Origin of the sequence: Halomonas sp. 141, from assembly GCF_002810305.1 — a bacterium.
Lineage (GTDB): Bacteria > Pseudomonadota > Gammaproteobacteria > Pseudomonadales > Halomonadaceae > Vreelandella > Vreelandella stevensii.
Map to the genome: position 1 here is coordinate 32,508 of NZ_PINZ01000004.1, position 19,516 is coordinate 52,023.

Genomic DNA, 19,516 nt, shown 5'->3' on the forward strand with positions numbered 1-19,516 from the left:
GCTTTGGTGCTCGGTCAACGAGGAGACAACATAATGAGCCAGAATGAGCAGGGTGGTGCTACCAAACTCTCTGAAGAGGCTGCTGAGGACCTGATCGTCCGGATTGGCAAGCTCACTCGCATGCTGCGTGACAACATGCGTGAGTTGGGGTTGGATAAGGAGATCGAAAAGGCCGCAGAGGCAATACCTGACGCTCGTGACCGTCTACACTACGTGGCCACCATGACCGAGCAAGCGGCAGACAAGGCCTTGAATGCCATTGATCGTGCCCAGCCGCTGCAGGATCAGCTCTCCGAGCGTGCCGAAGCCCTGGACAAGCGTTGGGCCGAGTGGTTCGAGGCGCCCAAAGAGCTGGATGATGCCAAGGCGCTGGTCAAGGAGACGCGCACGTACCTGAGCGATGTGCCCGAAATCACCGCTGCCACCAATAAGGAACTGCTGGACATCATGATGGCCCAGGACTTCCAGGATCTGACGGGCCAGGTCATCAAGAAGATGATGGACGTGATCCGTGAAATCGAGCACCAGCTGGTGCAGGTGCTGATCGATAACGTCCCGGGGGCAGAAGCGCGCGAAACCATGCAGCGTAAGGCGAACGATCAGTGGAAGAACGAAAATGCACGCCGCAATGAGGAGCTGCTGAATGGCCCTCAAGTAAAAGAGAATGCCACGGATATCGTCACGGGCCAGGACCAGGTAGACGACTTATTGGATGAATTGGGCTTTTAATGCCGGGTTATTGATATATTGTAAGTAGCCGCATCTGGCAAAATGGCAAACTGCTCAGCCGTCCTTTGGGGCGGCTGAGTGCATCGTATGGCGCATTTTGAGTCATCGTCCCCTCGTTAGCCGGATGACCGCATGGCAGATAACGACAGCGATCAGGAAAAGACCGAAGAGGCGACGCCCCGACGGCGGGACAAGGCCCGTGAAGAGGGGCAGGTTCCTCGGTCCCGAGAGCTGACGACTTTCATGATTCTTCTGGGAGGCGTGGTTGGCCTCTGGAGCATGGGACAAATGCTCTATGACCAGCTGGGGGCTGTCATGGAGCAAGCATTTCTGTTCGAGCGGCGCCAAGCCATGGAAACCACCCCCATGCTGGTCAATGCGCTCGACCTGGGCCAGCGAACGCTCTTCACGATGTTGCCGCTTTTTTTACTGCTCGCGGTGATTGCATTGATGGCCCCCGCGTTACTGGGCGGGTGGCTCATATCCGCCAAGTCGATGAAGCCAAAATTCTCCAAGCTGAACCCTGTAAAAGGGATCAAGCGCCTGTTTTCGATGCAGTCGTTGACCGAGCTTGCCAAGGCGATAGCCAAATCCATTCTGGTGGGTAGCGTTGCGTTCAGCTTTTTGTATTTTAATATTGGCAGGTATTTGGGGTTGATGGATCAACCTGTTCAGCAAGCCTTGACCACGGCGCTCAATATGGCTGCCTTGGCCGCTGGCCTAATCGTGTTCTCCTTGATCGTGGTGATCCTGATTGATGTACCTTTTCAACTATGGAACAACGCCAAGCAGCTCAGGATGACCAAGGAAGAAGTCAAACGAGAGCACAAGGACTCGGAAGGGGATCCCCACGTCAAGGGACGCATTCGCCAACAGCAGCAGGCCATGGCGCGTGGGCGCATGATGAGTAAAGTCCCCGAGGCGGACGTGATCATCACCAACCCGACCCATTACGCGGTGGCCTTGATGTATCAGGAAGGGAAAATGGGTGCGCCCAAACTGGTGGCCAAGGGTGCCGATGCCGTGGCCGCGAAAATCCGTGAGATCGGTGCAGAGGCCGGTGTGCCGCGACTGGAAGCAGCACCGCTGGCGCGCGCCCTGTATCATCATGTAGATCTGGAGGCGGAAGTGCCGACCGAGCTGTATACCGCCGTGGCCGAAGTCATGGCCTGGGCCTACCGTCTCAAGCACGTTTCACAACAAGGAGGCGAGGTGCCCCCCACCCCCGATAACCTGCCGGTCCCACCGGAAATGGATACGCCCGGCCGTCGTGCCGATGGCAATGAGGCGCAGCCATGAAAAGTTTGAGCCAGCTAATCAATCAGCGTAACTGGTCCAACGATGTCAGTATGAAACTGCTGGCAGGACCGCTGCTGATCCTGATGATCCTGGGCATGATGATTCTGCCCCTGCCGCCGTTCGCACTCGACATGCTCTTCACCTTCAATATTGCTCTGGCGATCATGGTGCTGCTGGTCAGCATGTTTGCCGAACGGCCACTGGATTTTGCCGCGTTTCCTGCCGTCCTGCTGTTTACCACGCTGCTGCGGCTCTCGCTCAACGTTGCCTCCACACGCGTGGTGCTGATGGAAGGGCACCAGGGGGGGGATGCTGCGGGCAAGGTTATCGAGGCGTTTGGCACCTTCCTTGTCGGGGGGAACTTTGCCGTTGGCTTGGTAGTGTTCTTGATTCTGGTGATCATCAACTTCATGGTCATCACCAAAGGGGCCGGGCGTATTGCCGAAGTCGGTGCCCGCTTTGTGCTGGATGCCATGCCTGGTAAACAGATGGCCATCGATGCCGATTTGAACGCCGGTTTGATTGGCGAAGAGGATGCCAAGAAGCGTCGCGCAGAAGTAGCCCAGGAAGCCGACTTTTACGGTTCCATGGACGGTGCCAGCAAGTTCGTGCGTGGCGATGCGGTAGCCGGGCTAGTCATCATGGTGGTCAACATCATTGGTGGTCTGCTGATTGGCATGATGCAGCACAATATGGGGTTCGGCGATGCCGCGCGCACCTATACGCTGTTGACCATCGGTGACGGTCTGGTGGCCCAGATTCCGGCGCTGGTGATCTCCACGGCGGCGGGCGTGACCGTCTCTCGGGTGAATACCGAGCAGGACGTTGGTCAGCAGATGATCAGCCAGCTGTTCGTGAATCCGCAGGTGATGATTCTGGCGGCCATGGTGATGGGCTTGCTGGGCCTCGTGCCGGGTATGCCCAACTTTGTTTTTCTGCTGTTCACTGCACTGTTGTCCGGGCTGGCCTGGTACCTGATTCGTCACAAGAATCAGGCGCTGGTCGAGCAGGAGCTGACTGCTGCACCACCCCCCATGCTGCAGGAAACCCCTGAGGCGAGTTGGGAGGATGTCCAGCTCGTGGATACGCTTGGGCTGGAAGTGGGGCACCGTTTGATTCCGCTGGTGGATTCGCGCCAGAAGGGCGAGCTGCTGGGGCGCATCAAGAGCGTGCGCAAGAAATTTGCTCAAGAGGTGGGCTTTCTGCCGCCGGTGGTGCATATTCGCGACAACCTGGAGCTACCGCCTAACACCTACGTATTATCCATGAAAGGCGCCGAAATCGGGCGTGCCGAGGCTCAGCCGGGCAAGTGGCTGGCCATTGATCCCGGCCAGGTGTCGGGGGAACTGCAGGGTACGCCGACACAGGATCCGGCGTTTGGTTTACCAGCGGTCTGGATCGACAGCAACCAGCGTGAGCACGCGCAGGTGTATGGTTACACGGTGGTAGATGCCAGTACGGTGATTGCCACGCACCTCAACCATCTGCTGCATCGCCACTCTCCAGAGATGCTGGGTCGTCAGGAAGTTCAAAAGCTATTGGACAAGCTGGGGGACGATCAAAAGTCACTGGTCGAAGAAGTGGTGCCCAAGGCTATCTCGTTGACGGTATTGCAGCGTATCTTGCAGAACCTGCTGGATGAGGATGTCTCGATTCGCGATATGCGTAGCGTGCTGGATACCCTGGCCGAGCATGCTGGCCAGCAAAAGGATCCCAATGAACTCACGGCACTGGTGCGTATCGCGCTGGGCCGCGCGATTACCCAGCAGTGGTTTGCCGGGCAGGAGACACTGAACGTCATGGGGCTGGATGCTCAACTGGAGCAAGTGTTGCTGCAGGCCATGAATGGCAACGGTGCCATGGAGCCAGGCCTTGCGGATACCCTCATGAATCAAGCCCAGCAAGCGTTGGAGCGTCATGAAGGCAGCGGAGAGGCACCGGTGCTGGTGGTGCAGCACTCGCTGCGTGCCGTGCTCTCGCGTTTTCTGCGCCGTCGCATGCGCCACCTGGTGGTCATGTCTCAGGCAGAAATTCCTGACGACCGCACGCTGCGTGTGACCACGCTGGTGGGTGGTCGCTGATGCCGCTCCTGATGGTTAGCCGTCTTTCGTACACAGGTAACAGGTGAAGCATGAGCGTTAGACGTTTTGTCGGAGCCAACAGCCGCGATGTCATGCGCCAGGTGCGAGAAGTACTCGGCGATGACGCCCTGATCGTGGCCAATCGGCGCACCGAAGGGGGAGTCGAAATCCTCGCCATGGCAGACGATGCCGTCGATCAGTTCGATCCTGCCCCCAGTCCGGCCACGCAGCAGGAACCCGCTGCGCCGGTGTTTTCGTTGCCCCAACAGCCAGACCCGTTGGAAGCCATGAGCGAGCGCCTGCTGCGTGAAATGCAAGAGATGCGCGAGCTGCTGGCGCGACGACAACCCGACCCTGCGCCAGGGGCGGATAGCGCGTCAGAGCATTTGCAGCAGGTGATGCTGCGCGTCGGCTTCAGCAACGAGCTGAGTCAGGAAGTGGTCGAGGCACTGCCCGACGAGCTGGCAGCGTTACCGGCCTCCAGTGAGACCTTGATGACCTGGTTGCGTGGTCAGCTCATGGCGCGGCTGAGCGTGCTCCGTCAGGAAGACGCATTTTTCGACCAGACCGGCATTGTGGCCCTGGTAGGCCCTACCGGGGTTGGCAAGACGACCACGACGGCCAAGCTGGCGGCTCGTTTTGTGATGCGCCACGGCACACGCCCGGTGGCGCTGGTGACCACCGACAGCTTCCGGATTGGTGCTCACGAGCAGCTGCGCATCTACGCGCGACTGCTGGATACTCCCATGTATGCGCTGGATGTCGAGCAGCCCATCGACGAGCTGGTAGGGCGCCTGCAGGGCAAGCAGTGGGTGATTGTCGATACCGTAGGCATGAGTCAGCGCGACCAGCGGGTGATCGAACAGATCGCTCACCTGCAAGGTGGCCAATCCACCGTGCGTCTGGTGCTGATGTTGAACGCTGCCAGCCAGCCCGAAACGCTGGAGGAGGTCGTGCTGCGCTACCGTCAGGCAGCCAGAGCGGCGGGGGCTACGTTGGATGACTGCATCATCACCAAGCAGGACGAAGCCGGGCGGCTGGCTCCGGCGCTGGATATCGTCATGCGCCACGGCATGCGCGTCCTGTTTGGCTCTTATGGTCAGCAGGTACCCGAAGACATGGCCGTGGCCGACGCTCGGGCGCTGATCGATCAGGCGTTGGCTGCACAGCCCCGCGCTGCGCGCCACGCCGAATCACCGGCGCCCATCAGCTTGCCACGCTGGTCGCGGGATGTGCTGGGGCAGGGGCGTCGGCTCTCGTCGGTATTGTCTCGGCTGCGTAAGCGGGTGGTGGATTTTCATCTGTTGGAAGCCGCCTGGGATATCGGGGCACTGCCCGGCGTCGTTCAGGATCAGCGGCTGGATGAGCTGCTGGCAGGAGCGGAGGCCAATAGCGCTGCCATGGGGCTGGCCTGGTCGCCGCGCCGCCAGGGACGTGGCTGTGATTGGACGATGCCGGACATTCGGCTGGATGAGCAAGGCCGCTGGTTGGCCCTGACCCGCCTTCAGCATCGTCAGCCAGCCGGCTGGCTGCCGCGCCTGGCGGAGTGCGGAGAGAATATGGCAGTGCATCTCCTCCCCGCCCTGCCGGAGCCTGACGTACTTGCCTGGTTGCATGGCCAACGTTTGACCTGGGTCAGCGCGGTACACGCCAGTCAGCGCGTAAACTGTCAGGGCGAGCGCTACACCCTGAAAGGCCTGTTTCAAGAGAGCACGCTGACCCATAGCGTCTCAATCCGTTTTCGCGGCCAGCGAATGCAGTTGTGTAACGCCTATGTAGAGGTGCAAACAGCCTCGGGCCACCCGCTGCTGGCGTGGGTAGGCGATATCCAGGACCCGGAAACAGACAAACACGTCGCGCGTCGCTACTGGTTGACACCTGCACGGCTGGGCAGCGATGTCCTGTCCCTGCTGGTCACACAGCTCGAAAGCGATGGGCTGGCCGCACTTACCAGGCGTGCCTGGCAGCAGCTCAAGGACAATGACGGCGGTGAGGTCAGTCGTGAGCTGCGCCTGCTGATGGCCAGCGGCGCGGCAGCCGTGGCAGGCCATCTCGACCTGGCCGATGATGAGCACGGCCAGGCGCTGCGAACGGACCTGATTCGGTTACTGGGTAGCCAGCGCAAGCGTCGCGATACGGCGCTGCTGGATGCGCTGCTGCATGTGCTGATGGCCCGCGATGCCATTCGTCAACTGGGCAGTGTCAGCCTTGAGGATGTGCTATGAAGGGCCAGGACCAGGCGGCAGGGCTGAGAAAATGGGCAGATTTACAGCGTCAGCAGCGCGGCGAGCAACAGGAAGAAGCGCAACAAGAACCGCAAGAGGCAATGGACGTTGACGTGCCGTCCGCGGATACTGCGTCAGCCGCCACTGCCACTTCGCCAGAGGTCACCACGGCGGCGGCCAATGTGTCGCCGCCGCGTCCAACGCGGACACTGGTGGTGGTGGGCCTGAGCTCAGCGGGCGCCGTGCAGGTAGACAAGGTCAAGGGGCGCCTGGCCCAGTGGGCGTCGCTGGGGCGCCAATGGGCGGGTGATCCGCAGGAGTGGGACATCAAGGTAGCCCAGCCAGAGACAGGGTCGCTGACGGCCCTGGCCGAGCGCTACCCCCATTGGGCGCTATGGGTCAACAGCGATGCCGAAGCCTTTGCGAGCATGTACCGCGCGCTGCGCCAGATGCGCGAGCGGGGCGGGCCAGCGCGTTTGCTGGCGCTGCACGAGCCCCACCTGCCGCGGCAGGGGCTGCTCGACAACTTGCGTGATGCCGCCGAGCATTACTTGCAGATAGAGCTGTTGCTACTGGCGCGCTGATGGCCCCATGACAAGGTGCCGCCCATGGTTCTACACAAGAGGTCGCTCAACACGATGCGTCGGCAAACATTGATCCACGTTGTAAAGTGGTCGACAGTGACACGCAGAGCGCGCTGCTCAAGCGCAGCGCTCCTGATGCTGGCGTTTGGGTTCGCCAGCTCGGTGCTAGCGGCCACGGGGAGCTGGAGCAGCCAAATGCCCTCGGTGATGGTGGCCATGAGCGATCGGGCAAGCAGTAGCCAGGCCATCAGCCCCCCTGCGGGCGTACCGCTGGGAAGTGCGACGTTGGCGAGAGTGCAATGGCGTTTCGAGACGCCTGCCCACGTGCCTGTCAACGCCTGGCTGTGCCATCCTGAACAGTGTGTGCCCTTGGGGAGCGCGCGTGGCAGTACCATGGCACTGTCCGGCCTGAGCGCCAGCGAACCGCTCTATATGCGTTTTGCGCTGTCGCCGGGGCAGCGACCCGTGCGGGTGCAGGGGTTACAGGTCATCGTGAACTATCAGTAAAGATCGTTTAGCCGTGAGGCGATAGGATGTATACAGCACAAGGCAGGATCAAGCAGAGTGAGCTGTTGACGCAATACATGCCACTGGTGAGACGTCAGGCCTTGACGCTGCAGGTCAGATTGCCCGCCAGTATCGAGCTGGATGATCTGATTCAAGCGGGTATGGTGGGCTTGCTGGAGGCGCTGGGTCGCTTTGATGCCGCACAGGGCGCGACGTTTGCCACGTTCGCCAGCCAGCGCATCCGGGGGGCCATGATGGATGAGCTGCGCACTCGGGATTGGTTGCCGCGCAGCGTGCGCCGCTCTGCCCGGGCGGTCGATGAAACCGTGCGCCGTTTGGAGCAGGTACTGGGCAGGCCCCCCGAAGAGACGGAAATCGCGCAGGCATTGGATATGCCATTGAGTGACTATCAGCAGCTGCTGAATGACACCAACAGCGGTCGGTTACTGCCTTTCGAGGAGCTGGTGGCCGATGGCGGTGAGCCAGCGGGTGACGAAGGCAGCGCCAATCGCCCGTTCGAGCAGCTGCTCGATGAGCAGCAGCGGCGCACACTCATCGAAGCCATTGAGGCGCTGCCCGAGCGTGAAAAACTGCTGATGGCTCTGTATTACCAGGAAGAGATGAACCTCAAGGAAGTGGGAGCGGTACTGGGTGTGACCGAGTCGCGAGTATCGCAACTGCATAGTCAGGCCGTTAGTCGCCTTCGTGCTCGCTTGAGCGACCAGCATTAACCCTCTTACCCTTCTCACGTTAACCGGCAAGGAACTGTTGATGAACCCCTCTACGCTGATCGGCATATTTGCCAGCATGCTGTTATTGGTAAGCGTGCTGTTCTTCACCGCAGAATCACCCGAAAGCTTTATCAATTTGCCTGGCCTTGCCATCGTCATTACCGGCACCCTGGCAGCGACATTCATCAGCTACCCCCTGAAGGAGGTGCTGCGGGTGGTGCGCCTGGTAGGGCTGGTATTCCGCCGCGAGAATACCTACGTGCGCGACGATATCAGCGAGTTGGTGGCCATGTCGCGGTTATGGTTCAAGGGCGATGTGCGAGCCGTGGAGCGGGAGCTGGAGCACACGCGCAACCCGTTTCTGCGCACCGGGATTCAACTGGTCATTGCCAATACCAAGGAAGATGAAATTTTTGACATGCTGCGCTGGCGAATCGCACGTCTGAAGGCGCGGGAGCATGCCGAAGCACAGATTTTTCGCACCATGGCCACCTATGCGCCGGCCTTCGGCATGATCGGTACGCTGGTGGGGTTGATCAACATGCTGGAAGTCATGGATGCGGGCGATCTGCAAGTGATTGGTCCGCGCATGGCCGTGGCGCTGCTCACCACGTTCTACGGTATTTTGCTGGCCAATCTGGTCTTCAAACCCATTGCCGTCAAGCTGGAGCGGCGCACCGAAGAGCGGTTGATCACCATGAACATGGTGTTGGAAGGCATTTCACTGATTACCAAGCGTCGCTTGCCGTCGTTCATCGAAGAAACGCTGAACTCGTTCGTGGCCAACTACCACGATGAAATTCGTGATGCGAGCGTCAAGCCGCGCCCGGATGCCGACCCAGCGCTGAAGAAAGGGTAGCCCCATGCTCAACCAGGATGCACGGCATGCGCTGGAGCTGCCTGCGGCAGCAAGCGAGGACGATGAAGGGTGGCTGACCAGTTACCTGGACGTCTTGACGCTGCTGATTACCCTGTTCGTGCTCTTGCTGGCGCTGACGCCTCCTGGCGGTGGCGAAGGGAGGGAGAGCGATGCCATGGGGCCGGCCAGTGCCATCATGGCCATGCCGTTGGCCTCATTGGCCACTGGTATTCATCCACGTCACGACGGCGTGCAGTCGCAGATGGCGGGGCTGGATATTCCTGGGGTCAGTGTCTCGCAGGGTCGTGAGGGCATCACCCTGCGCATCGACGACAGCCTGTTGTTTTCCAGTGGTAGCGATGTGCTAACGCCTCAGGGCCTGATCGTGTTAGAAGGTCTCACGTCAGTACTCCAAACGTTCGAAGGCCAAATATCGGTGGAAGGGCATACCGATAACGTGCCCATTGCCACCCCGCGTTTTCCCTCCAACTGGGAGCTTTCCACGGGGCGAGCCATTGCCGTGGTACGCCAGTTGGAGCGCCAGGGTATCGCCATTTCTCGTATGCGGGCAGTTGGCTATGCCGACACCCAACCCATGGAAAGCAACGCGACCGCGGACGGGCGAGCTGCCAACCGACGCGTTGAACTGCTGCTCAAGCAGCAGGTCGAGGGGTAAAGCTCTATCTCGAGGCTATCTTTGTGTCGACGCATCACTCTCGACTGCAATCCTTTGGCGCCGTGCTGGTGCTCGATCCCGACTGTCGGCAAATGCAGGTCGCTCTGGGTGAAAACCTGACGCTGGCCATTTCGGCTTACGAAATCAGCACGCTCAATATGCACCTCGAGCAAGAGCGCAAGGCGCTGGCTCTGGCCAACCATCGGCTGGAACAGTTGGCCCACTTCGATCCATTGATCCAGGCCTGGAACCGCTATCGTGTGGAAATCGCCGAGCAGCGAACCGGTTAATCTTCTGTTGTGCTGTCCTCGCACAGCTGCTGCATGCGCGCGATGGCGCGGTCTGCGCCGTTGAGGCTGAAGGTCATGTACCAGGGCTCCTGCTCGTTTTGGTCGAAGCCCAGAAAAAACTGCTCACCGGTGCGCATCTGGGCCATCAGTGTGTCGAGATCGCTCAGGTAAAAGTGTGCGTAGAAGCCGTCATCGCCGCGCTCGGTGATGAACTCGGCCATGGTATCCACGATGGGCTGGTCATCTATGCGCAGCCGTGTGGGCACCAGATTGACGGCGCGGCTCTCGCCCTGCTGCTGTGCCAGCGTCACGCGCATTTCCAGCCAGGGGAGGTCGCATACCCCCTGGCTGGTATTGAGGCTCAAGGTGGCATCGGAGTAGCTGTGGGTCTCGACGGCACGAAAGTGGCGCTCTTCGCCCAGTGACAGCGCCATCGACGACCAGTGTTCATGGGGTTCGGCGTGCTCCACGTTGAACGTGGCCGCCTGGACGAGCTGGGCGTTGCCCAGCAGGCTCCCCCCCAGTATCGCCAGCAGTGTACGGCTCTTGACGGGCATAAGCGGTATCATCGTTGAAGGTCTAAAAGATAGGGCGTTCAAGCTTCCAGCAACGGCCTGACGTTGTCGGTCAGGTAGCAGTCGTCGAACTCTCCTTCGGTAGCCAGCGCATCGAGGTCCGGAATGGTGACATGGTGCCGGTCACGAAACACCAGACCGTCTTCGCTGAGTGCGGTGAAGGTTCGGCTGACATGAACCGGGCTCAAGCCCAGGATGTCGGCCAACTGCTCCTGTGACAGGGGGAGGCGGAACTGCCCGCTGATATCGTCGTTGGTCTGGCGCAAGCGCAGATACATTTCATGTAGGAAATGGGCCATCTTCTTGCGCGCGCTGCGCCGTGCCAGGTTGACCAGCCGTTCGGTCAGCAGCGCTTGCTGTCGGCTGGCAATGGCAAACATCACCGACGTGAGCGACAGCGACTCGCGGAAGACCTCCAGCATACGCTTGTGGGGAAAGTGGCAAATGACGCCGTCGCTGATCATGCGGACATTTTCAAGGCGCTGGGAAAACGCAAACTCTCGCAGGCCGATGATGTCGCCGGGCAGGAAAACCTCCAGAATCTGACGGTCGCCGTTTTCGAGGTGCCGGTAGGAGTAGGCCCAGCCGCTGCGCAGCGTGCAGAACTCATTAGCCGGTGCGCCCATCTCCCAGAGCACCGTGCCCGCCTTGATGTTGGTGGGGCTCTCTTCCAGCGAGGCCAGCAGCGCTTTCTCGTCATCGTTGAGCGAGCAGTAGTGGCTAAAGTGGCGGATAATACAGCTTTTGTCCTGTTCCACAGCGTGTGTCTCCTCACAGGAAGCAACCATTGTTAAGCAGTCTCGCTGCTTACTATAAGCAGTCAGCGCCGCCTTTTCCTGAATTTTTTGGCCGCTGCCTAAACGCTTGGGCAGCGGCCATGATGCGCCTAGCGTGTGGCACGGCTGCCACGTTCGAGTAACGGTGCCAGAAAGCGCCCGGTGTGCGATACCGTCTGTTTGGCCAGCTGTTCAGGGGGGCCCTCGGCGATGATTTGACCTCCGCCCGAACCGCCTTCCGGCCCCAGATCGATCAACCAGTCGGCCGTCTTGATGACATCCAGGTTATGCTCGATCACCACGATGGTATTGCCGTGGTCGCGGAGGCGGTGCAGCACCGTCAGCAGCTGGCGGATATCCTCGAAGTGCAGGCCAGTGGTGGGTTCATCCAGAATGTAGAGGGTTTTGCCGGTGTCACGCTTGGCCAGCTCGCGCGCCAGCTTGACCCGCTGAGCTTCGCCCCCGGAAAGCGTCGTGGCGCTTTGCCCCAAACGGATGTAGGAAAGCCCCACATCCATGAGCGTTTGCAGGCGTCGGGCGATGGCGGGCACGGGGCTGAAGAAGGCCAGCGCATCTTCCACCGTCATCTCCAATACCTCGTGGATGGTCTTGCCTTTGTAGTGGATATCCAGGGTTTCGCGATTGTAGCGCTTGCCCTTGCACACGTCACAAGGGACGTAGATATCCGGCAGAAAGTGCATCTCCACCTTGATCATGCCTTCGCCCTGGCAGGCTTCGCAGCGGCCGCCCTTGACGTTGAAGCTGAAGCGCCCGGGTTTGTACCCCCGGGAACGAGCCTCCTGGGTACCGGCGAACAGCTCACGAATAGGCGTGAAAATGCCGGTATAGGTGGCCGGGTTGGAGCGCGGGGTGCGGCCGATCGGGCTCTGGTCGATGTCGATGACCTTGTCGAGCTGGTCCAGGCCTTCCACCTTCTCGTAGGGAGCCGGTGTCAGGGTGGTGGCCCGGTTGAGTTCACGGGCGGCAATCGGCATCAGCGTGCCGTTGATCAGCGTCGACTTGCCGGAGCCGGAGACGCCCGTCACGGCAATGAACAGCCCCAGTGGCAGGCTGAGGGTGACATTTTGCAGGTTATTGCCCGTGGCACCGCGCACCACCAGTTGCTTCTCGGGATTGCCCGGGATCCGGTAAGCCGGGACGGCAATTTCGCGGCTGCCAGAGAGATACTGGCCGGTCAGCGAATTCGGGTTGTCCATCACCTGCTGCGGCGTGCCCTGGGCGACGATCTCGCCCCCATGGACACCTGCACCGGGGCCGATGTCCAGCACGTGGTCCGCCGCGCGGATGGCATCTTCGTCGTGCTCGACGACGATCACGGTGTTGCCCAGGTCGCGCAATCGCTCCAGCGTCTTGAGCAGACGGTCGTTGTCCCGCTGGTGCAGCCCGATGGAGGGTTCGTCCAGAATGTACATGACGCCCACCAGGCCAGCACCGATCTGGCTAGCCAGGCGGATACGCTGTGCCTCACCCCCGGAGAGCGTGTCGGCGCTGCGTTCGAGGTTCAGGTAATCAAGCCCCACGTTGACCAGAAATTCCAGGCGAGCATGGATCTCGTTGACGATCTTGTCGGCAATTTCTCCCTTGCGCCCGGGAAGCGCCAGCGCGCCAAAGTAGCGCCACGCCTCGCCAATCGGCAGGTGGACGATATCCGCGATGTTTCGGTCATCGACATACACATGGCGAGACTCCTTGCGGAGCCGCGAGCCGTGGCAGGCGGTGCAGGGCTGAACCGCAATGTACTTGGCCAGGTCGTCGCGCACCATGCTGGACTCGGTTTCCCGGTAGCGGCGCTGCATGTTGGGCAGCACCCCTTCAAAGGCATGCTCACGGGTGACTTTCCGGCCACGGTCTCCCACGTAAACGAAGGGGACCAGCTCGCCACCACTGCCGTTGAGGATGATGTCCCGCTCGTGGCGGGCCAGCTCCTGCCAGGGCGTTTCCAGCTCGAAGCGGTAATGCTTGGCCAGCGCCTGTAGCTGGGTAAAGTAATAAATGTTGCGCCGATCCCAGCCCTTGATCACGCCTTCCGCCAGGGAAAGCTCGGGGTGGCTGATCAGTTTCTCCGGGTCGAAGTACTGCTGTATGCCCAGGCCGTCGCAGGTCGGGCACGCCCCTGCCGGGTTGTTGAACGAAAACATCCGCGGCTCCAACTCGGAGAGCGAATAGCCGCAAACGGGGCAGGCAAAGCGGGACGAGAAGACCAGATCGTCCTGCTCGCCGTCCATGAAATGCACCATGGCGGTGCCGTCGGCCAGGTTCAGGGCCGTCTCGAAGGATTCCGCCAGGCGCTGGGCGATATCGTCACGTACCTTGAAACGGTCCACGACCACGCTGATATCGTGCTTCTTGCGCTTGTCCAGCGGCGCTATGTCGTCCAACTCCAGCACCTGGCCATCAATCTGGACGCGCACGAACCCCTGCGCGCGCAGCTCGGACAGCAGCTGTAAATGCTCCCCCTTGCGGCCTTTGACGACCGGCGCCAGCAGCATCAAGCGGGTGCCTTCCGCCAGGTTCATGACCTGATCGACCATCTGGGAGATCGTCTGGGCTTCCAGGTCCTCGCCATGCTCTGGGCAGCGAGGGGTGCCGGCACGGGCAAACAGTAGGCGCAGGTAGTCGTAAATCTCGGTAATCGTGCCAACCGTCGACCGAGGGTTGTGAGAGGTGGATTTTTGCTCGATGGAGATGGCCGGAGAGAGCCCTTCGATGTGATCCACATCGGGCTTTTCCATCATTGATAGAAACTGGCGCGCATAGGTGGAGAGCGATTCCACATAGCGCCGCTGGCCCTCGGCGTAGAGCGTATCGAACGCCAGGGACGACTTGCCGGAGCCTGACAGGCCGGTAATCACGATCAGCTTGTCGCGGGGCAGCTCCACATCGATCTGCTTGAGGTTGTGGGTGCGGGCACCCCTGACCAGAATGCTGTCCATCAACACCTCGAATCGCGTGGCAAAAGCGTAATTATACGGTTGCGGCACCCCTTCCGGCAAAACTGTCTCGCTTCGCTTCGCTGCAGCGTGGCGGGCATTTCATGCTTGGCGTTTCCAGCGTGCCGACAAAGCGCTAGAATGGGCGGTTATTTCAGGCCGTTCGGCCCACTCATCGTACACAAGGGTTCTATGCGCAAGGTTTCTGCACTGCTGCTGGCTGCCGAGCGCCGAGCCATCAGCGGCTTGGCCGGTCTCTACGCATCTCGCATGCTGGGACTCTTCATGGTGCTGCCGGTGCTGGCCTTGTATGCCGATACGCTGGAAGGGGCGACGCCGTTACTGGTTGGTCTGGCGTTGGGCGTGTATGGCCTGACCCAGGCCGTTCTGCAGATTCCGTTTGGCTGGCTGTCCGACCGGATCGGTAGAAAGCGAGTGATTGCCATGGGCCTGCTGATTTTTGCAGCAGGCAGCGTCGTGGCCGCCACGGCGGATACCATTGGTGGCGTGATCGTCGGCCGCGCGCTGCAGGGGAGTGGTGCCATTGCGGCGGCGATCATGGCGCTGCTGGCCGACCAGACCCGCGAGCAGGTACGCACCGTTGCCATGGCGACCATTGGCCTCTCCATCGGTGTGTCCTTTGCCGTTGCCATGGTGCTGGGGCCCTGGCTGGCGTCATGGGGAGGGCTGTCGAGCCTGTTCTGGTTCACGGCACTGCTCACGTTGGTGGGCTTGCTGGTATTGTGGCGCTGGGTGCCGCCAGCGCCCAGGCGCCTGCGCCACCGGGATGTCGGGCTGGACCGTCAGCAATTCAAGCGTGTCATTACCCGCTCGGACTTGTGGCGTCTGGATGTGTCGATTTTTGCCCTGCACCTGGTGCTCATGGCCATTTTCGTGGCCGTGCCGTTCCGCTTGCTGAACGCCGGGGTAGCGGTGGAGTACCATGGACTGGCCTATCTGGCCATCATGGGACTGTCGTTTGTCGCCATGGTGCCGCTGGTGATCGTGGCCGAAAAGCGCCAGCGCATGAAACTGATGTGCCTGCTGGCCATTGGGGCCATCGTGCTCAGTTTGGCGGCGCTGGGGCTACCGCTCTCCCAGGGGCAGTGGCTGTTTGTCTGGCTGCTGGTGTTTTTTACCGGCTTCAATTTGCTGGAGGCAACGCTGCCATCCATGCTAAGTAAACTGGCGCCTGCCGGAGCAAAAGGCACCGCCATGGGCGTCTACTCCACCAGCCAGTTCCTGGGCGCGTTTTTGGGCGGTACCCTGGGGGGCTGGCTGGCGCACACATGGGGGCTGGACGCGGTGTTCATCGGCTGCGCGGCGCTGGCGCTGTGCTGGTGGCTGGCCATGTGCGGCATGCCGTCACCGCCGCCGCTCTCCAGTGAAGTGGTGGCATTGCAGGATACCCAGGCCGATGCCATGGACCTACTCATGGAGCACCTGGCCGATGTGGCGGGTGTCGAAGATGTCATGGTCGTGCCGGAAGAGCGCCTGGTATATTTGAAAGTCAATCGTAAAGAGCTTGATCAGGCGGCACTGGCCCGGTTGATTCCGCCACCGCGGCCCTGATCAATGAGAGACCATCACCGTTTACGACAAGGAGCGACCTTATGGCGCGCGGTATCAACAAAGTTATTCTGATCGGTAATCTGGGCCAGGATCCGGAAGTGCGTTTCACCCCTTCCGGTACAGCGGTCGCCAACCTGAACCTGGCCACCTCGGACACCTGGATGGATCGCCAGAGCGGCCAGCGGCAGGAGCGTACCGAATGGCACCGCGTGGTGCTCTTCAACAAGACGGCTGAAATTGCCCAGCAGTACCTGAAAAAAGGCTCCAAAGTCTATATCGAAGGTCGTCTGCAGACGCGTAAATGGCAGGACCAGAATGGCCAGGACCGTTACAGCACTGAAATCGTCGCCAACGACATGCAGATGCTGGATGGTCGCAGTGGTGACTACCAGGGAGGGGGGGCGCCGCAGGGTGGCTATGCCCAGCAAGCGCCAGCCCAGTCTGCGCCGCCGCAACAGCATTACCAGCAGCCGCCTCAGCAGGCACCTCAGCAGGCACCTCAGCAGGGTGGCTACGCTCCGCAACAGCATGCCGCGCCTCAGCGTGGCGGCGCGGCGCCTCAGCAGCAGCCGCCTGCGCATCAGCAAAACAGCAGCTACGGCGCTCCGGATCCCGGTAACTTCGACGATTTTGACGACGAAATTCCGTTCTGATCGCCATGCCGTGCTGGGCGTTGCCGCCACCCTACCGGGTTGAGAAAAGGGGTCTGTCTTGAAGCTGCTAATACTGAATGCAGGACACTGCTTGAGCCTGGCATTGGCCCGTGAGGCAAGTCGGCGCTCGGATACCGAGTTGGTGATTGAGCAGGGCGTGAGCGTTTCTCCAGACCAGCTGGCGGCCATCGCCCCGGAGGCGGTGATCATTCCGCCTCTGTCGCATCCCCTCAGCATGACGCCCGCCGATGTCTATGCCCATGCTGATGCGGTGGACCAGTGTGTCGACGCCTGTCAGGCGGCTGGCATTGCCCTGGTGTGGTGCGTGTCCGACCAGCTCTACGAAGAGGGGTTCGAGATCCCGATCGACGAGCATGTCGTGCCGGCCCCCCGTGATGAGTGTTTGCGCCGCCTGGTGCAGACCGGTGACCGTATTCGCGCGGAGTATCACCGCCACTTGATCGTGCGGCTGGGGCCGCTGTTCGCCCTGGAAGGTAGCCATGCCTGGCTCAATGAAGTCATCGACAGCTTTGTAGCAGGCCAGCCCGTGCGTGCGGCCGAAGACGTGATTTTCTGCCCTACCTCGGCGGATGCCGTGGCCATGGCGCTGGTGGGCATGCTTCAGCAGCAAGCCTGCGGGGCCGATGCCTGGGGGGCGTATCACCTGGCAGGTACCGAGCCGGTCAGTGCGTTTACGTTCGTCTCCATGGTGCGCACCCAGCTGGCCACCCATCTCGAGGGGCGTGGCGAAGAGGTCGAGCTGGGTGAGGTGCAGGCGTTGAACCACCATCACGATGCCAAGCTGCGGCGGGTGCTGAACTGTCGCCGTGTGCTGGACGTCTTTGGCGTGCACCAAAAGCCCTGGCGGCTCGAGGTGGGGCGGATGCTGGATGCCTGGTGCCTGACCCGCACTCAGCCGACCGTCACCGGTACTGGAACAGGAGAGTCCGCTTGATGAATGTGGTACGCAGCCTGGTATTTTATCTGGGCTATTTTTCAGCCATGCTGCTGATTGGTGTGCTGTTCCTGCCCGTGGCACCGTTTCTTCCCCTCGCGGCGCGCTATCGTCTGTTGAACCTCTACAACTACTTCCTGATGGTCTGGTTTCGGCTGGCCTGTGGGGTACGTTACGAGATTCAAGGGCGCGAACATATTCCTGCGGGACCCTGCGTCATTCAGGCCAACCACCAGTGTGAGTGGGAAACGCTGTTCCTGCAGGTCATGAAGCCGCCGGTCTGTACGGTGCTCAAGCGAGAGCTGCTGCGTATCCCTGTGTTTGGCTGGGGGCTGCGCCTGCTACGTCCCATTAGCCTGGATCGCTCCAGGCCTGCTCGGGCCATGAAACAGGTGCTGACGCAGGGGGTGGAGCGTTTACACGGCGGACTTTCGGTACTGATCTTTCCGGAAGGCACGCGTGTCGATCCTGGTGTGCGCAAGCGCTACAACAAGAGCGGTAGCGTGGTCGCCTGCCGTGCCGGTGTGCCGGTGCTGCCGGTGGCGCACAATGCCGGTGAGCGTTGGCCGGGTCGCCAGTGGGTCAAACGCCCGGGTGTCCTGCGTGTGCGCATTGGCCCGCCCATCGACACCGCTGGGCGTACCCCAGACGAAGTATTGGCTGATGTGGAGGCGTGGATCGAAGGGCAGCTTCGCGAGATCTCCGAGGTGCCCAGGCCTTAAAAGCCGTTGCTCCAAAGCCAGTGCCCTGACAAACAGCGCACACGCTGCACCAACACAAACGGCGCCCTTGGGCGCCGTTTGTGTGGGTCGTTGAGACCGGATCAGCCGTTATAGCGCTGGAATACCAGGCAGGCATTGGTGCCGCCGAAGCCAAAGCTGTTGGACAGCACGCGGTCAATGGTGGCGTCATCGCGGCGTTGGGTCACGATATCGAAACCATCGGCTTGCTCGTCCAGGTGCTCGACATTGGCCGAGGCCGCCACGAAGCGGTGCTGCATCATGAGCAGCGAGTAGATCGCTTCTTGCACGCCGGTGGCGCCCAGCGAGTGGCCCGTCAACGATTTGGTAGAGCTCATGGCAGGCGTTGTGTCGCCAAAGACGCTACGGATCGCCTTCAATTCGGCCACATCGCCCACGGGGGTCGAGGTGCCGTGGGTATTGATGTAGTCGATGCTGCCATCGACGGTCGCCATGGCCTGACGCATGCAGCGCATGGCGCCTTCGCCAGACGGCGCGACCATGTCATGGCCATCGGAGGTTGCGCCGTAGCCGACCAGCTCGCCATAAATTTTGGCGCCGCGTGCCTTGGCATGTTCCAGCTCTTCCAGCACCAGCATGCCGCCGCCGCCCGCGATGACGAAGCCATCACGTGCTTGATCATAGGGGCGAGAAGCGTGCTCAGGAGTGTCGTTATAGTGCGTAGACAAGGCCCCCATGGCATCGAAAAGGCACGATAGCGTCCAGTGCTCTTCTTCACCGCCGCCTGCAAACACGACATCCTGCTTGCCTAGCTGAATCTGCTCCATGGCGCTGCCGATACAGTGAGCCGAGGTGGCGCAGGCAGAGGAGATGGAGTAGTTGATGCCCTTGATCTTGAACGGCGTGGCCAGACACGCCGAGACCGTGCTGCCCATGGTACGGGTGACCCGGTAAGGACCGACGCGACGCAGGCCTTTTTCGCGCATGACGTCGGCGGCTTCTACCTGGTTGGCGCTGGAGGCGCCGCCAGAGCCGGCAATAAGGCCGGTTCGCTCGTTGGAAACCTGCGCTTCGGTCAGGCCTGAATCTTCGATGGCTTGGGCCATGGAGACATAGGCATAGGCGGCTGCATCACCCATGAAGCGGCGCAGCTTACGATCGATCAGTGCGTCCAGGTCGATATCGACGCTGCCTGCCACGTGGCTTCTGAAGCCGCGCTCGGCGTACTCTTCCTTGAACCGAATACCGCTACGCCCACTCTTGAGCGCATCCAGGACCTGTTGCTGGTCGTTGCCCAGGCAGGACACGATGCCAAGGCCGGTGACTACCACTCGTCGCATGGGAGCCTCCTG

At 61.0% G+C, this 19,516-nt stretch carries 18 protein-coding genes; 14 read left to right on the plus strand and 4 right to left on the minus strand.

Annotated features, from left to right (window positions below):
* Positions 1–33: 33 nt before the first annotated feature.
* The 10 genes from cheZ (at position 34) to CWI66_RS03175 (ending at position 9,981) form a co-directional block, all read left to right on the plus strand.
* Positions 34–729 (plus strand): protein phosphatase CheZ, encoded by a 696-nt coding sequence (gene cheZ / locus CWI66_RS03130; RefSeq protein WP_016915726.1) that lies wholly within the window; start codon positions 34–36, stop codon positions 727–729.
* Between the two features lie 132 nt (positions 730–861).
* Positions 862–2,028, plus strand: coding sequence for a flagellar biosynthesis protein FlhB (gene flhB, locus CWI66_RS03135; RefSeq protein ID WP_016915727.1), 1,167 nt, complete (start codon positions 862–864; stop codon positions 2,026–2,028).
* Positions 2,025–4,109 (plus strand): flagellar biosynthesis protein FlhA, encoded by a 2,085-nt coding sequence (flhA, locus tag CWI66_RS03140; RefSeq protein ID WP_016915728.1) that lies wholly within the window; start codon positions 2,025–2,027, stop codon positions 4,107–4,109. The genes flhB and flhA overlap by 4 nt, the downstream gene beginning before the upstream one ends.
* Positions 4,110–4,159: 50 nt before the next feature.
* Complete coding sequence (flhF, locus tag CWI66_RS03145; protein WP_100730909.1) at positions 4,160–6,334, plus strand: flagellar biosynthesis protein FlhF; 2,175 nt, start codon at positions 4,160–4,162, stop codon at positions 6,332–6,334.
* A complete protein-coding gene (locus tag CWI66_RS03150; RefSeq protein WP_081139209.1) occupies positions 6,331–6,918 on the plus strand; it encodes a hypothetical protein in 588 nt (195 codons plus the stop codon). The genes flhF and CWI66_RS03150 overlap by 4 nt, the downstream gene beginning before the upstream one ends.
* Positions 6,919–7,113: 195 nt before the next feature.
* Entirely contained in the window at positions 7,114–7,425 is a 312-nt protein-coding gene (locus CWI66_RS03155) for a flagellar protein FlhE (protein WP_232710723.1), read from the plus strand.
* Between the two features lie 26 nt (positions 7,426–7,451).
* A complete protein-coding gene (locus CWI66_RS03160; RefSeq protein ID WP_100730910.1) occupies positions 7,452–8,156 on the plus strand; it encodes an RNA polymerase sigma factor FliA in 705 nt (234 codons plus the stop codon).
* Positions 8,157–8,196: 40 nt separating this feature from the next.
* Positions 8,197–9,015, plus strand: a complete 819-nt coding sequence (locus tag CWI66_RS03165) for a motility protein A (protein ID WP_100730911.1) — start codon at positions 8,197–8,199, stop codon at positions 9,013–9,015.
* 4 nt (positions 9,016–9,019) lie between these two features.
* Entirely contained in the window at positions 9,020–9,691 is a 672-nt protein-coding gene (locus CWI66_RS03170) for an OmpA/MotB family protein (protein ID WP_100730912.1), read from the plus strand.
* Positions 9,692–9,714: 23 nt separating this feature from the next.
* On the plus strand, positions 9,715–9,981 hold the full coding sequence (locus CWI66_RS03175; RefSeq protein ID WP_157808945.1) for a hypothetical protein: 267 nt from the start codon (positions 9,715–9,717) through the stop codon (positions 9,979–9,981).
* Here the strand turns inward: CWI66_RS03175 and CWI66_RS03180 are convergent.
* The 3 genes from CWI66_RS03180 to uvrA all read right to left on the minus strand — a co-directional run bounded on the left by CWI66_RS03180 (position 9,978) and on the right by uvrA (position 14,286).
* Positions 9,978–10,538, minus strand: coding sequence for a hypothetical protein (locus CWI66_RS03180; protein ID WP_100730914.1), 561 nt, complete (start codon positions 10,536–10,538; stop codon positions 9,978–9,980). The two genes, CWI66_RS03175 and CWI66_RS03180, sit on opposite strands and share 4 nt — an antisense overlap.
* A 38-nt stretch (positions 10,539–10,576) precedes the next feature.
* Positions 10,577–11,314: a Crp/Fnr family transcriptional regulator gene (locus tag CWI66_RS03185; RefSeq protein ID WP_016915737.1), complete on the minus strand. Its 738-nt coding sequence runs from the start codon at positions 11,312–11,314 to the stop codon at positions 10,577–10,579.
* 128 nt (positions 11,315–11,442) lie between these two features.
* Positions 11,443–14,286: an excinuclease ABC subunit UvrA gene (uvrA, locus tag CWI66_RS03190; protein WP_100730952.1), complete on the minus strand. Its 2,844-nt coding sequence runs from the start codon at positions 14,284–14,286 to the stop codon at positions 11,443–11,445.
* Between the two features lie 189 nt (positions 14,287–14,475).
* Between uvrA and CWI66_RS03195 the strand changes: the two genes are divergently transcribed.
* The 4 genes from CWI66_RS03195 to CWI66_RS03210 are packed head-to-tail and all read left to right on the plus strand — an operon-like array spanning position 14,476 to position 18,185.
* Entirely contained in the window at positions 14,476–15,855 is a 1,380-nt protein-coding gene (locus tag CWI66_RS03195; protein ID WP_100730953.1) for an MFS transporter, read from the plus strand.
* 41 nt (positions 15,856–15,896) lie between these two features.
* Positions 15,897–16,508, plus strand: coding sequence for a single-stranded DNA-binding protein (gene ssb, locus CWI66_RS03200; RefSeq protein ID WP_081192103.1), 612 nt, complete (start codon positions 15,897–15,899; stop codon positions 16,506–16,508).
* 58 nt (positions 16,509–16,566) lie between these two features.
* A complete protein-coding gene (locus CWI66_RS03205; RefSeq protein ID WP_100730915.1) occupies positions 16,567–17,463 on the plus strand; it encodes a sugar nucleotide-binding protein in 897 nt (298 codons plus the stop codon).
* The gene (locus CWI66_RS03210) at positions 17,460–18,185 is read left to right on the plus strand and encodes a lysophospholipid acyltransferase family protein (RefSeq protein ID WP_081139220.1); all 726 of its coding nucleotides are present in this window, start codon (positions 17,460–17,462) and stop codon (positions 18,183–18,185) included. Before CWI66_RS03205 ends, CWI66_RS03210 begins: the two co-directional genes overlap by 4 nt.
* A 101-nt stretch (positions 18,186–18,286) precedes the next feature.
* Here CWI66_RS03210 and fabB read toward each other — a convergent pair whose 3' ends face one another.
* A complete protein-coding gene (gene fabB / locus CWI66_RS03215; RefSeq protein WP_039180755.1) occupies positions 18,287–19,504 on the minus strand; it encodes a beta-ketoacyl-ACP synthase I in 1,218 nt (405 codons plus the stop codon).
* Between the last annotated feature and the right edge of the window lie 12 nt (positions 19,505–19,516).

Excerpts from the sequence above, each read along its gene's own strand:
- cheZ (WP_016915726.1), top strand. The coding sequence starts at position 34 with ATGAGCCAGAATGAGCAGGGTGGTGCTACCAAACTCTCTGAAGAGGCT.
- flhB (WP_016915727.1), top strand. The coding sequence starts at position 862 with ATGGCAGATAACGACAGCGATCAGGAAAAGACCGAAGAGGCGACGCCC.
- flhA (WP_016915728.1), top strand. The coding sequence starts at position 2,025 with ATGAAAAGTTTGAGCCAGCTAATCAATCAGCGTAACTGGTCCAACGAT.
- flhF (WP_100730909.1), top strand. The coding sequence starts at position 4,160 with ATGAGCGTTAGACGTTTTGTCGGAGCCAACAGCCGCGATGTCATGCGC.
- CWI66_RS03150 (WP_081139209.1), top strand. The coding sequence starts at position 6,331 with ATGAAGGGCCAGGACCAGGCGGCAGGGCTGAGAAAATGGGCAGATTTA.
- CWI66_RS03155 (WP_232710723.1), top strand. The coding sequence starts at position 7,114 with ATGCCCTCGGTGATGGTGGCCATGAGCGATCGGGCAAGCAGTAGCCAG.
- CWI66_RS03160 (WP_100730910.1), top strand. The coding sequence starts at position 7,452 with ATGTATACAGCACAAGGCAGGATCAAGCAGAGTGAGCTGTTGACGCAA.
- CWI66_RS03165 (WP_100730911.1), top strand. The coding sequence starts at position 8,197 with ATGAACCCCTCTACGCTGATCGGCATATTTGCCAGCATGCTGTTATTG.
- CWI66_RS03170 (WP_100730912.1), top strand. The coding sequence starts at position 9,020 with ATGCTCAACCAGGATGCACGGCATGCGCTGGAGCTGCCTGCGGCAGCA.
- CWI66_RS03180 (WP_100730914.1), bottom strand. The coding sequence starts at position 10,538 with ATGCCCGTCAAGAGCCGTACACTGCTGGCGATACTGGGGGGGAGCCTG.
- uvrA (WP_100730952.1), bottom strand. The coding sequence starts at position 14,286 with ATGGACAGCATTCTGGTCAGGGGTGCCCGCACCCACAACCTCAAGCAG.
- CWI66_RS03195 (WP_100730953.1), top strand. The coding sequence starts at position 14,476 with ATGCGCAAGGTTTCTGCACTGCTGCTGGCTGCCGAGCGCCGAGCCATC.
- ssb (WP_081192103.1), top strand. The coding sequence starts at position 15,897 with ATGGCGCGCGGTATCAACAAAGTTATTCTGATCGGTAATCTGGGCCAG.
- fabB (WP_039180755.1), bottom strand. The coding sequence starts at position 19,504 with ATGCGACGAGTGGTAGTCACCGGCCTTGGCATCGTGTCCTGCCTGGGC.